Annotated in this window: 10 protein-coding genes and 1 pseudogene; 6 read left to right on the plus strand and 5 right to left on the minus strand. The window is 70.3% G+C overall.

Annotation, left to right across the window (positions count from 1 at the left end; all coding sequences use genetic code 11):
- The first annotated feature begins 9 nt into the window (after positions 1 to 9).
- The 4 genes from ACYVF7_RS55985 to ACYVF7_RS56000 all read left to right on the plus strand — a co-directional run bounded on the left by ACYVF7_RS55985 (position 10) and on the right by ACYVF7_RS56000 (position 4,571).
- A complete protein-coding gene (locus ACYVF7_RS55985) occupies positions 10 to 966 on the plus strand; it encodes a threonine ammonia-lyase (RefSeq protein WP_460356280.1) in 957 nt (318 codons plus the stop codon).
- 50 nt (positions 967 to 1,016) lie between these two features.
- The gene (locus ACYVF7_RS55990) at positions 1,017 to 1,418 is read left to right on the plus strand and encodes an NUDIX hydrolase (RefSeq protein ID WP_460356283.1); all 402 of its coding nucleotides are present in this window, start codon (positions 1,017 to 1,019) and stop codon (positions 1,416 to 1,418) included.
- A 1,342-nt stretch (positions 1,419 to 2,760) separates the two neighbouring features.
- Positions 2,761 to 3,711, plus strand: a complete 951-nt coding sequence (locus tag ACYVF7_RS55995; RefSeq protein ID WP_460356285.1) for an ATP-binding cassette domain-containing protein — start codon at positions 2,761 to 2,763, stop codon at positions 3,709 to 3,711.
- Positions 3,712 to 3,749: 38 nt separating this feature from the next.
- Complete coding sequence (locus ACYVF7_RS56000; RefSeq protein ID WP_460356287.1) at positions 3,750 to 4,571, plus strand: ABC transporter permease; 822 nt, start codon at positions 3,750 to 3,752, stop codon at positions 4,569 to 4,571.
- A gap of 88 nt (positions 4,572 to 4,659) precedes the next feature.
- Here the strand turns inward: ACYVF7_RS56000 and ACYVF7_RS56005 are convergent, their stop codons facing one another.
- From ACYVF7_RS56005 to ACYVF7_RS56025, 5 genes are all read right to left on the minus strand, one after another.
- Entirely contained in the window at positions 4,660 to 7,740 is a 3,081-nt protein-coding gene (locus ACYVF7_RS56005) for a BTAD domain-containing putative transcriptional regulator (RefSeq protein WP_460356289.1), read from the minus strand.
- A 129-nt stretch (positions 7,741 to 7,869) separates the two neighbouring features.
- Positions 7,870 to 8,739: a GNAT family N-acetyltransferase gene (locus ACYVF7_RS56010; protein WP_460356292.1), complete on the minus strand. Its 870-nt coding sequence runs from the start codon at positions 8,737 to 8,739 to the stop codon at positions 7,870 to 7,872.
- A gap of 92 nt (positions 8,740 to 8,831) precedes the next feature.
- Positions 8,832 to 9,563, minus strand: coding sequence for a maleylpyruvate isomerase family mycothiol-dependent enzyme (locus tag ACYVF7_RS56015; RefSeq protein WP_460356294.1), 732 nt, complete (start codon positions 9,561 to 9,563; stop codon positions 8,832 to 8,834).
- A gap of 355 nt (positions 9,564 to 9,918) precedes the next feature.
- Positions 9,919 to 10,269: a serine hydrolase gene (locus ACYVF7_RS56020; protein WP_460356296.1), complete on the minus strand. Its 351-nt coding sequence runs from the start codon at positions 10,267 to 10,269 to the stop codon at positions 9,919 to 9,921.
- A 116-nt stretch (positions 10,270 to 10,385) separates the two neighbouring features.
- Positions 10,386 to 11,846, minus strand: a complete 1,461-nt coding sequence (locus ACYVF7_RS56025; protein WP_460356298.1) for an EamA family transporter — start codon at positions 11,844 to 11,846, stop codon at positions 10,386 to 10,388.
- A gap of 125 nt (positions 11,847 to 11,971) precedes the next feature.
- Between ACYVF7_RS56025 and ACYVF7_RS56030 the strand changes: the two genes are divergently transcribed.
- Positions 11,972 to 12,127 (plus strand): hypothetical protein, encoded by a 156-nt coding sequence (locus tag ACYVF7_RS56030; RefSeq protein ID WP_460356300.1) that lies wholly within the window; start codon positions 11,972 to 11,974, stop codon positions 12,125 to 12,127.
- A gap of 43 nt (positions 12,128 to 12,170) precedes the next feature.
- Positions 12,171 to 12,374: pseudogene (locus ACYVF7_RS56035) on the plus strand (transposase); the annotation flags it as partial.
- Between the last annotated feature and the right edge of the window lie 160 nt (positions 12,375 to 12,534).

Consider the following 12,534-nt stretch of genomic DNA (forward strand, 5'->3'; position numbering starts at 1 on the left):
GAGAACAACGTGTCCGACAGCTTCGTCGATGTGGGCAACATCGAGAAGGCCGCCGCCTGCATCAATCCCCTCTTCCGCGACACCCCGCAGTTCCTGGCCGAACGCCTGAGCGGCACGCTGGGCGCGCAAGCCCTGGTGAAGGTCGAGACGGTCAATCCGATCCGCTGCTTCAAAGGACGCGGCACCGATTTCCTGGCCCGCACTCGCCCCCGCGGCGACGTCCTGGCGTGCGCCTCGGCCGGCAACCTGGGACAGGGACTGGCCTTCGCGGGCCGCGAACACGGCCTGGCGACCAAGATCTTCGCTGCTTCCACCATCAATCCGCACAAACTCGCGGCGATGCGCGCCCTCGGCGCCGACGTCCACCTCATCGACGGCGATTTCGACGCCGCCCGGCAGCAGGCCGCCCGCGCCTGCGAACGCCACGGCTGGACACTGGTCGAGGACGGCACCGATCCGCCGCTCGCCGAAGGCGCCGGCACCATCGCCGTCGAACTGACGGCCGGCCACCGACCAATCGACTGCGTCCTGGTACCGGTGGGCAACGGTTCCCTGGCCTGCGGCGTGGCCGCCTGGTTCAAGGCCGTCGCTCCCGCGACCCGGATCATCGCCGTCGGCGCCGGCGGAGCGCCCGTGATGGAACACGCCTGGCGCACAGGCGACACCACTCCCAGCGTCGCACCCACGACCACCATCGCCGAAGGCCTGGCCACACGCGTACCCGCCCCCCGCGCCGTGGAGGGCATGCGCGCGACGGTCGACGACTTCATCCTCGTCGACGACCGGCAACTGCTCGAAGCCATGCGTCTGCTCATCGACACCACCGGCCTGATCGCCGAGCCGTCCGGCGCCGCGGCCCTCGCCGGCGCCCTCGCCGTGCGAGACGAACTCGCGGGCGGCACGGCCGCCCTGGTCATCACCGGTGCCAATATCGACCACCGGCTCCTGCCCCAAGTGATCCGCTAACCGGCTGAGACGTGCGACTAAGCGATCATCGACCGCTGAAAGGGCTCGGAATGACTCCGACCATCGACAAGATCGCCTTGATCGTTCTGCGGGGCCGCAAGATCCTCGCCACCCGCTCGCGCGGGAAGGATATCTACTACCTGCCGGGCGGCAAACGCGAGCCCGGTGAGAGCGACCTCGACACACTGACGAGAGAGATTGCCGAGGAGCTGACCGTGGCCGTCGTCCCGGCCACCGCCGTACGCTTCGGCACCTACGAGGCGCCGGCGGACGGCCGGTCCGACGGCACCCGGGTACGCGCTACCTACTACACCGCCGACTACCTCGGAACCCCGACGGCCGCAGGCGAGATCGAGAAGATCGCCTGGCTGACATACGCCGACCGCGACCGTCTGGGCTCCGCCGCCCAGCTCCTCTTCGAGGACCTGAACCGAACCGGTCTCCTCACCTGACGCGCCCACGATCGCGGTTGTGTTCAGACCGACCCAGAGCGCCAGCGGGCGCTCGTCGCGCGCCGGGGCCAAGCCCCGGGTTCGCCCTCACGAGCACGCAACGAGCAAGCACGGCCTCAGGTGATCACTGACCATTGCTCGAGGCACCGTCCGGCTGCGCCCTCACTGTCGCGGCCACCGGCTCGCGGCTGACGCGCGTAGGGAGCGGGAACTCTGACGTTGCCTCTCCCTACGGCTCCGTGTGCGCGAACCCGGGAGGCCGGCAAAGCATCTTGCAGGGAAAACCGCCCCGGCTCGCATAAATCACGCACTGCGAGCGCGTCGTGGGCTGGTTGAGTCGGCCGGAGGGGACGGACCGAGAGCAATCCCGGCACCGCGCCTCAGGCCGACTCAACCACCGAACGGGAGTGCACCGAGAGCCCTGTACAGGCTGTCGCCCCGCGCCCACGGGGATGGTTCCGCCTTCCACTCCTGCTCCGCGCGCTGGCGAGCGTCGGCCCTGCGCCTGCGGGGATGGTTCGGCGCGGCGGCCGAATCGTCGATGGACAGCTGTCGGCCGCTCTCCGCAGCCTTCGTCACGCCCACCGCGGAGAAGCGATCCCGACAAGATCGCGACAAACTCGAACCCAGAACCTATGGATTAAAAGTCAACAGTTCTGCAGCAATTCCCTAATCGATGCGCTACTACGTCCTGTTTCACAGTACCACTACGTGCCATTTGGTCCGCAGTCGCCATTCGCTTCACGATACATTGGCTCGGCGGCGTACCGGGTACTGCCGGGCGGTACCGCGAGATATGAGCACCCGCCGAGCACCCAACCCCACCCGGGCGGATGACTATATATGCAAGAGCAGGCCTCCGAGAACGCTCGCCGTCAGTAGCGCCGGGTCAGACCGTAACCAATTAATGACGTCGTGAGGCCATCCCCGTGCGCGGGAACAGTACTGCTCGGCAGACGTTTTGCGGCACGGGCGGGGACCACTCCCACGTGGGTAGGGAACTCATGTTCCGCCGAAGCCGACGTAGACACCGCCGACGTAGACACCGCCGACGTCCGATCGTGCCGGTTCGGGCCATCGCACCGGCACGGTCGGGCGTTCCTCCGAGGGGCATGACCCGCGAGCTCGAGGACGTCGTAGATGCTCACGTCGGCGCCGAGCAGCGGGCATGCAGTGTCGAGAGACAGAGCCGATCGCTCTGGACGGCCCCCGCAGTGAGCCGCTGACAGTGGCTGATGACTGGTGCGGCGGCTGTTGGCGGCTGTTAGTGGGATGTCGGTGGGTTGTTGGCGGGGGGCGGCAGTCTCTGGGTGTCGGAAAGAACGGCGGAAGGAGAACTGAGATGGCACTCGCGATCGAGGCCCGCGGACTGGTCAAGAAATACGGCGACATGGTCGCGTTGGACGGCGTCGACCTAGCGGTCCCGGCCGGGAAGGTGGTCGGCGTGCTCGGGCCGAACGGGGCCGGCAAGACGACGACCGTGCGGATCCTGGCGACGCTGCTGCGGCCGGACGGTGGCCGGGCGTTCGTCGGCGGGCACGACGTGATCGCCGACCCCGTCCGGGCACGGAGCTTGATCGGGCTGACCGGACAGTACGCCTCGGTCGACGAGGGGCTGACCGGCCGGGAGAACCTGGTCTTGCTGGGACGGCTGCTGGACGCGTCCAGGCGCGACGCCAGGAAGCGGGCCGCGGAGCTGCTGGAGCGGTTCGAGCTGACCGACGCGGCCGACCGTCCCATCGCGACGTTCTCCGGCGGCATGCGCCGCCGCCTCGACCTGGCCGCAAGCCTGGTCGGGCACCCCAAGGTCCTCTTCCTGGACGAGCCGACCACCGGCCTCGACCCCCACGCCCGCAACGAGGTCTGGGACGTCGTCCGCGGCTTGGTCGCCGACGGCTCGACCGTCCTGCTGACCACCCAATACCTGGAGGAAGCCGACCAGCTGGCCGATCGCATCACCGTGTTCGACCACGGCAGGGTCGTCGCCGAGGACCGTCCGGACGAGCTCAAGCGCCGCATCGGCGGCCAGATCCTCCAGGTCAAGCCCACTGTCGCCGCTGACTACGAGCAGGTCGTCCAGATCCTGGTCGAGCTCACCGGCCAGACTCCGGCCAGGGACGCGGGCACCGGCCTGCTGACCGTCCCGGCGCCCGACCAGCTGCTGGTCTGCGCGCTGGCCAGGCGGCTGGATGGCGCCGGGATCGCCGCGGACGAGCTGGGGCTGCGCCTGCCCAGCCTGGACGAGGTCTTCCTCGCCCTGACCGGACACGCCCCCGCCCCCGTCGCCGTCTGACCGCCCGAACCACCTGAACCGCCGGAAAGGAACCTGACATGAGCGCCCCGACCATCGCTCAGCCCGCTCCCTCGCTGCCCCCGCTCCGCATCGGCCCAGCCAAGGCCGTCCGGCACGGCATCACGCTCGCCGGACGCGGCATCGCCAAGTTCGCCAAGTCCCCGCTCCAGCTCACCGACGTGATCCTCACGCCGATCCTCATGCTGGTGATGTTCGTCTACCTGTTCGGCGGGGCGATCGGCGGTGGCCACACCCACGCCTACATAGAGACGCTGGTCCCCGGGATCATGGTGATCACCGTCCTGCAGGCCAGCATGGGCATCGGCGTCGCGCTCACCACCGACGCGAGCACCGGCGTCTTCGACCGGTTCAGAGCGATGCCGATCGCCCGCTCCGCCCCGCTGATCGGCGCCGTCCTGGCCGACCTGGTGCGCTACGTCATCGCCCTCGTCACCCTGTTCGGGCTGGCCCTGATCATGGGTTACCGGACCGGCGCGAACCCGGCCGCCCTCGCCGGCGCCGCCGTCCTGCTGGTGGCCTTTGGACTGAGCTTCGCCTGGCTGTCGGTCTTCCTCGGGATGCTGGTGAAGTCACCCTCCGCGGTCTACGGGATCATGTCGATCGCAGTCTTGCCCTTCACCTTCGCCAGCAACGTGTTCGTCGCGCCCAAGACCATGCCGGGCTGGCTGAAGGCCTGGTCAGGCGTCAACCCGGTCAGCGTGATGACCGACACCATGCGCGGCCTGCTGGGTGGCGGCGATGTCGCCGGCCCCCTCACCGGAGCCCTGATCTGGATGGCCGCGGCCATCGTGATCTTCTTCCCCCTGTCCATGCGCGCCTACCGCCGCAGCGCCACCTGACGAACCCACGAACCACCGGCCGGCCCCCTCGGGCCGGCCGGTTCATGGTGTCTCCACGCGCCCCATGGTCGGCGCCGGACCGCGGCGATCAGCGGAGGACGGCGGTGAGATCGGCCAGGCGCTCCAACGCCGCTGGACGGGCCAGGGTGGCGCCCTCGCGATAGGCCGCCAGGTAGCCGCCCTCGCCCAGCGTCTCGACGAGCCCCACGACGAGCCTCCGCACGACGATCTCGCCTTCGTCGAACGCGCCGCGGATCGCCTCGCTCATCCCAAGCGCGAACGCCGACCCCTGAGCGTCCCCCTCGAGGAAGAGCAGTTCGCTCACCTGCTCGGCGGCCCAGGCAAGCCCGTTGCTCTGCCCCCGGGCGAAGTTCGGCCGGACGGCCCGGGGCAGCAAGGCCCGTGCGCCGGCGGCGTCCCGCTCCCACAGGCGGTTCATCAGCCGGGTCCCCGCCATCAGATCCCGCGCCATCTCCTCCGGATAGGGCAGCCGGTGGACGACGTCGCTCATCCGGTCGACCACCTCGTCGGCCGCCACGATGTCCCCGGAGCGCCGGTACAGGTTCGCGAGGCTGAACAGCAGGCTCGCCTCCCGCCGCCGGTGCCCCAGCTCACGGGCCCGCCGCTGCAGCGCCGAGACGTCCGCGCCTCCGCCGGCCAGGTCGCCGCTGCGCATCCGCTCGCGAGCCAGGCGCGTCCGCGTCCAGAAGAGATAATCCTCGGTGCCCAGCTCGGCACTGACCGCGACCGCCCGCTCGAACAGCTCGACCGACCGGCCGAACTCGCCGCGCAGCGACGGCAACCGCCCGACGGCCAGCAGGCTCATCACCAGCCCCCACCGGTCGCCGACCTCCTCGAACCCGCGCAGCGCCTCAAGGCTGGCGTCGGCGCCGGTCCGCAGGTCGCCCTGCTCGACCAGCATGAAGTTCCGCGCCCAGTGCGCGCTGGCCCGCACCCACGGGTCGGACGAGGCCAGCGCGTCCTCATAGGAAGCGCTTCCACCGACGAACGCCTGCTGCGCCAACCGCAGCAGATGCGCCGGATGGATCTCCCTCGCGCCCTCCGAGCCGTAGCCGGAAAGACGGAACGGGCTGAACGCCGCGAACCGCTCCAACTGAGTGTTCATCCCCCGATTACCCCAGTACCAGAACAGGGCCCGGACGTACCGGGAGGCGAGCTCGGCGTCCCCGCCGTCCACGGCCGTCCGCAGCGCATAGACCATGTTGTCGTGCTCGGAGTCGAACAGCGCGATCGCCGCCAGCTGCTCGCGCGTCCGCAGCAGCGGCGCCTGCTCCTCGGCCAGACCCAGGAAGTAGGCGGCGAACTTCGGCAGGACCTCGTCGCCCGCTTCCACCAGCTTCGCCGACGCATAGGCGCGTACGGTCTCGAGCATCCGATACCGCTCGCCGACTGCGTCCACCAGCGACTTCTCGACCAGCGAGTTCACGACGTACAGGACGTCGTCGGCCCGCAGCGAAGCGTCCGAGCAGACCCCTTCGAGGGCGGCGAGTGTCGCCCCGCCCGGAAAGACCGACATGCGCCGGGCGAGCAGCCGCTCCTGCTCGTCCAGCAGGTCCCAGCTCCATTCGACGACCGCGAGCAGCGTACGCTGACGCGGCAGCGCGCTGCGGCTGCCCGAGGTGAGCAGTCGGAACCGGTCGTCCAGGCGCCGCGCGATCTGCTCGACGGTCATCGCCCGCAGCCGGGCCGCGGCCAGCTCGAGCGCGAGCGGCATCCCATCCAGACGTCGGCAGATCTCCACGACCGCGCCGGCCGTCGAGACGTCCAGCGCGAAGCCCGTCCGCACCGCCGCGGCCCGCTCGACGAACAGCCTGACCGCGGCGGACTCGGCGGTCTCGGCGAGATCGACCGGTTCCGATCCCCAGGCGGAGTCGAGCCCGGCGCCGGGCTCCCTGGGGGGCAGGCCCAGCGGGCCGAGATGGAACAGCGACTCACCGGTGATCGCCAGCGGCTCGCGGCTGGTCGCCAGGATCCGCAGCTGCGGCAGCCGGTCGAGCAGCTCGGCCGCCAGCTCGGCCGACGCTTCGACCAGATGCTCGCAGTTGTCCAGCACCAGCACCGCGTCCCCGACGTCCAGCAACTCGACCAGCCGGTCGGCAGCCCTCGCCTGCTGCGGCTTCCCGTCATACAGTCCCCGATCAGCCGATCCGAGCGCGCCGAGCACCGCGTCGCCCAGCTGGTCACCCGAGCCGACACCGGCGAGGGGAATGAACCAGACGCGGCCTCGGGCATAGGCCGGGTCGCGGGTGACGGCTTCCAGGCAGATGCGGGTCTTGCCGGCGCCGCCGGGGCCGACGATCGTGACCAGCCGACCGCCGGTGACCAGGCCTGCGAGCTGGGCGAGCTCGGTCTCGCGGCCGACGAAGCTGGTCAGCTGGGCGGGCAGCCGACTCGGCGCCGCCGCAGGGGCCGCCGAAGGACGGTCCAGCTCCCCGCGAAGCAGGGCCAGATAGACGCTCTGCACCTCGGGGGAGGGGTCGACGCCGAGTTCGTCGTCCAGCCGTTGCCGTAGCTCCGCGTAGACGGCCAGGGCGTCCGACTGCCGTCCCGCCGCCGACAGCGCCCGCATCCGCAGCTCCGCCAGCCGCTCGCTCAACGGCCGCGCGACCGCCGCCGCCCCGAGATCGGCGAGCACCTCGGCATGCCGGCCGAGCCGGATCTCCGCCTCGAACAGGTCCTCGGCGGCCGCGGCGCGCAACTCGTCCAGCCGTGCGGCCGCGACCTGCGCGAACGGAGCCTCCTGAACGTCGGCCAGCGCCGCGCCCCGCCACAGCGCGAGCGCCGCCCCGAGTGCCGACGACGCCTCCTGATACCGCCCGGCGGCCAGCTCACGCCGCCCCTGCCCGGCCAGCTCCTCGAACCGGTGCGCGTCAACGTCCTGGTGAGCCATCGGCAGCCGGTAGCCGCCTCCGGAGAACTCGACCGATCCGGCCTCGCTGAGCGCCTTGCGCAGGCGCGACACCAGCGCCTGCAGGGCGCTCGCCGCTCCGGCCGGCGGTGCCTCGCCCCACAGATCGTCGACCAGCCCCTCGGTGGTGACCGCCCGTCCCCCCGCCAGCGCGAGCCGGGCCAGCAGCATCCGGACCCGGACACCGCCGATCTCGACCGGCGCCCCCGCGTCATCAAACCCTCGAACCGGACCAAGCATGACAAATTGCACGAGGTAAGCCCTCCAATCCGTGTGGATGCGGTGCGCGCCTTTGGGACAGGCCGACCTTGTGAGTGCCCGTAATTCGGCCACGCCGTCAGACCGGTTGGTCTGACGGCCCTTGATCGTTTAAAGGCGTCGGGGTACGACCGGCCGCAGTGCCACTGATCCGGTGACGTCGAGGCGGTATTCGTTGGTGCGGTGGTGCAGCCGGAAGCCCAGGTGCCCGTTGGCGGCCAGCAGGTCGGCCTCGTGCCCTGCGGGGTCAGTGGCAACCGGGGTGACCTGCGGATATTCGTCGTACAGAGTGCGCAGCATCGCCGCTTTGACCCACAGATCGAGTCCGAGGCCACGGTGTCCACCGACCAGCGGGTGGTCGTGCTGGGTGACGTGTGAGCCGGTGCCGCCAGGGATCACCACTTCGGTGCAGCCGATGACCTCGCGGCCGTGCTCGGCGGTGACGGTCAGCAGCACGTCGCCGGGGATCGTGCCGTTCTGGCCGGGCCGGGCGATCTCCGCCGTCCCACCCAGCCGGTAGCCGGGGTGCTCGACGGCGACCAGTTCATCCAGCCAGCCCGGATGCACCTCACGCAGGCACAGCAGCAGGTGATGCAACGTGCGGACCCGGGTCAGGCCGCGGCGCAGGCAGTAGATATCGCCTGGCCCGCCGGCGGGCGCGGCCAGGATGACGCCTTGGCGTCCGCGGGCGCGGGCCTCGGCGGCCAGTGCGGTCAGCAGCCGGCTGCCGATGCCGTGGCGCCGGTGGGCCGGATGGACGTGCACCTGCGTTTTCGCGGTGGCGGCGGGGCTGGACAGGCACAGCACCGCCAGCCCCACGACTTGGTCGTCCACGGTGGCCGCCCACGCGACCACCGGGCCGGTGGCCAGTCGCGTACGGAACCGTTCGAGATCCGGTGGCGCCATGCCGGGCAGGTCCTGGGCCATGGACGCGGCGACCACCGCATGCCAGGCCCGAACCTGCCCGACCGCATCCTTCAAGCACATCTCGCCGACAGGCGCGGCCCGGTCAGGCCGCCCTGCGGCACGGCCACCGCCGAACCGTACGGAGCCGGCAACGTCCTCCCCGCCGATCACGAGGGAGTCAGGGCCTGGCCCCAGCCGGGGGTAGGCGGCTGCGGCCAGGCCGGCGGGGTAGGCAGGTTCTGGCCAGGGCCGGGGGCACGGCCGGCGAGCCAGCCGAGCAGCACGTGCCCGGCGGCGGCGACAGCGGGCCCGCCAGGGGTGAGCTCCCACCGAAGGCCCAGATCGAGCGCGTCGGCCAAGCCGAGCGGGAAGCGTTGCGCCTTGAGCGTGGCGAGCGTGTCGTCCAGAGCCCAGGCGACATACGGGCCCGGCCAGTCGGACGTACGGTAGCCGCAGTGCAGGTCGACATGGTGGGTCTGGAGTTCGCGGAGGCACCGTCGCAGCGTGAACCAAGCCGGATGCCGCCAGCCCGCCAGCGCCGTGACCAGCCGATCCCAGGCGTCGGCGGGCATTGCCCTGGCCTCTCCTAGGTAGCGCTCCAGGGCGAGACGCAGGTCGGCGGCTAGTTCGGCCCCGGCTTCGCCGTTGGAAGGCGGGGGTGTGGTGCCCGGCCTCCTTCCCAGGGGAGCGCGTCCGCACGCCGAGCGCAGCAACCAGGTGTAGGCGTCGGCACTGCGCGCGACATGAACGAGCACCTGACCGCGCGTCCAGCCGGGGAGCGCTGACGGGGCACGCACTTCGGCGTCGGTCAGGGCGGATGCGTCGGCGAGGAGTCGGCCGGCGGACCGGGAGACCTGCTCGAGCAGGCTGTCGATGGTCTCCAGTTGCGGCGCTGTCATCGGATCACCGAGGACAGGAGCCGGTGGCCGAGATTCACGCCGGTGATGACCATGGCTGTCCTCGCGTCGGCCAGGCCCTTCTCGGCCTGCTCCCATTGATGTGACCGGCAAGTATGACACCCCACATGACTATTAAAACGGACATCCCTATCCATCAAGATAGGCAGGACGGTCGCGCCGGTCAACGTCGTCGCCGCGAACCTGCGCCACCCGCGCGCCTGTCAAAACCTGTCGACGACGCGCGCCGATCCGGCGTGACCCACGCCAGGCTGCGATCTATGCTTTGGCGCGGGGCAGCTCGGTTACGGCGATGGCGGCGGCACGGCCGTCGTCCGTGGCGGCGTTGGTAGTGGAGTCAGGCGAGGCCGCCGCAGCTGAGGGGGGTGCTGGAGAGGCCGAGCCCATATCTGGCACCCGGCCCCAGCTCAGGTGCGGCGACAGTGGTGCGCATCTGCTGGAGTTGAGCGGGTCTCAGCAGCTCGCCGGCGAGAAGTGCGCTGAAAAAGCCGTCGAGGTCGCTGGGCGTGGAGATCATCTGACCGGCGGCCCAGCCCCAGGAGGGATCCAGCTCGGTGACGTCGCTCAGTGGCCTCTTGAGGTCGTCCGTCGTATACCCGTGGGGGTGAGGTTCGCGGACGGTCTGGTCACCGACGTTCGGGAAGTAGGTGTGGCGCAGCCCGATGCGATTGATCACCGAGAAGCCCATCCGCGCGTCATGGCACTCAGGAACACCAGCGTGGCTCCCTGGGGCGGGGTCGGCTTACGCCGCTCCTTACGAGCTTGGTCTCGGCCGCAGCCCGCGGGAAGGCCTGTGGGGCTCGGTCAGCTGGACTCGGGCAGCGCGGCCTGGAGCGCGTTGAGTGTTCGGGTCAGCCAGGCGCGTTCGGCGGATGAGGTCGTCCGGGCGATGTGCTGGATACCCGCCCGGAAGGGGGAGACCGATTCGTCTTCGCCGAGCGCCCGGTCGTCCTCAACGAAGAATCCCCGCTGTGGGTCTTCCAGGAACTCCAAGCGGCGGTGGAGGACGTCGGCTTGGGCCGGGGTCGGTAGCAGATGCAGGAAAGCCAGGACCACGAAGTACTTGTTGCGATCGGTGATGTCCAGGTCGTCCGGGTGCATCAGGCGGCTTTCCAACTCGGTGCGTCCGGTGCCGGTGAGTTCGAACACCTGCCGTGCGGGTCCGCTCGAGCCGGGGGCAGGTGTGCGGCTCACCAGCCCTCGGTGGCCCAGCCGTTGTAGAGCCGGATACAGGGAGCCGTCGCTGACCGGTCGTGCGTGTCCCATCAGCTTGGTGATGCGCTTGCGCAGTTCGTAGGCGTGCATGGGCTTTTCCGCCAGGAAGCCGAGGACGGCGAGTTCGAGGATGGCTCCTACCTCCCGATGCGAATGCGGCCGGCGCGCCGGGCGGGACGGCGCGCGGAACGCCGCGACGGCTACCACCACGATCCCGGCGGCCGCCAGCCGGGGCGGGGACAGGCGTTCGCCGAGCACGATCGTACCCAGCAGCAGGGACACGACCGGCGCGGTGAACGACACCAGCGACGCCTGGACGGCACTCACCCGTTGGACCAGGGCGGTGTTGGCGAGCCAGCCCAGCCCCGAGCAGAAGACGCCCAGGGCCAGGACCGCAGCCCATGGACCCGGCTCCCACCGGACGGCGGAAAGCCGCGCCGCGGCGAACGGTGCGGTGATGAGGACCGCGACCGTCATCTGGGCGAAGGTGAGGGCGAACGCGTCGACGTTCCGCAGCCGGGACCGGACGAGCAGGTTGCCCGCGGCGTAACTCACCGCCGCCGCCAGCGGAAGAGCCGCCCACGCCGCCGACCCGGCAGTGCCGTCGGCGGTCATCGCGATGGTTCCGCCCAACGCCGTGAACAGACATGTCCAACGTCGCGGCCCCATCCGCTCGGCAGGGAACAGCAGATGGCCGCCCATGGCGATCCACATCGGAGTCGTGGCCAACAACAACGACGTCGGGCCGGTCTGCAGGTGGTGCTCACCGACGGCGATGAGGAGGGACGGCAGTGCGGCGCTGAACAGGGCCACCAGCAGGATGTCGCCCGGTCTGGTCATCATCAGCCTGCTGGGCGCGGTGAATGCCTCCGCGGAGCCGCGCCGCGCCCACGTCACGGCGAGCAGCGTCACGGCGGCGAGCGCGAACCGCGCCCAGGTCAGCACATCTGCTGGCAGGGCACGTGCCGCGATTGAGATCAGCAGGAACGGGACACCGAGCGCCAGCGTCACCCACACCGCCAGCGCTCCGTTCGACCAAAGACGGACCACGCTGGGGAGGCTAACTCGATTCGAGTTACCTGTCCACAGGTGTTGAGCAGCTTGACGCGAGTGTTCTGGCCCTCGGCCTGGCCAGAGTTCCAGGGGAGCGTGAGTCCGGCGGTGAACTGCCTCAGGTGGGGCAGGTCGTCGTCGCAGACGGCGTCGATCCATTCGAGCAGCCGATCTCCGTGCTGGTGGCGAAAGTGCGGATGTGCTGGACGGTGGCCTTGAGCTCGGGGCAGGCCGCCCGGATCTGCTTGAGTTCCAAGGCGATGTCGGCGTGCCGGTGACGGAGCCTCGGCGGCGGGCGCGGGCGTATGTGCGGGGCCTTCTGTCGAGCATCTCGGGGACCCGGGTGGGGTGCTGATCGTGGACGAGACGGGGTTCTTGAAGAAGGGCGTCAAGTCGGCCGGGGTCCAGCGACAATATTCGGGGACTGCGGGCCGGATCGAGAACTGTCAGCTGGGGGTGTTCCTGGCCTATGCCACCGGCCGGGGCTGCACGTTGATGGACCGGGAGCTATATCTGCCCATGTCCTGAACCGGCGATACGGACCGGTGCACATCCACCGCCGCCGAGTCATCCGGTTCGACCGTGGCCAGTACGTGCGGTGCGGCTGCGGCGCAGGCACGTCCGCAGGCCAGCAGATGCTCGGCGATGGCATGGTGCAGGGCGCGTCGACCCGAGGGCGGCAGGT

Source organism: Actinoallomurus acanthiterrae (assembly GCF_054775715.1).

Excerpts from the sequence above, each read along its gene's own strand:
- ACYVF7_RS55995 (WP_460356285.1), top strand. The coding sequence starts at position 2,761 with ATGGCACTCGCGATCGAGGCCCGCGGACTGGTCAAGAAATACGGCGAC.
- ACYVF7_RS56000 (WP_460356287.1), top strand. The coding sequence starts at position 3,750 with ATGAGCGCCCCGACCATCGCTCAGCCCGCTCCCTCGCTGCCCCCGCTC.
- ACYVF7_RS56005 (WP_460356289.1), bottom strand. The coding sequence starts at position 7,740 with ATGCTTGGTCCGGTTCGAGGGTTTGATGACGCGGGGGCGCCGGTCGAG.
- ACYVF7_RS56020 (WP_460356296.1), bottom strand. The coding sequence starts at position 10,269 with ATGGGCTTCTCGGTGATCAATCGCATCGGGCTGCGCCACACCTACTTC.
- ACYVF7_RS56015 (WP_460356294.1), bottom strand. The coding sequence starts at position 9,563 with ATGACAGCGCCGCAACTGGAGACCATCGACAGCCTGCTCGAGCAGGTC.
- ACYVF7_RS55990 (WP_460356283.1), top strand. The coding sequence starts at position 1,017 with ATGACTCCGACCATCGACAAGATCGCCTTGATCGTTCTGCGGGGCCGC.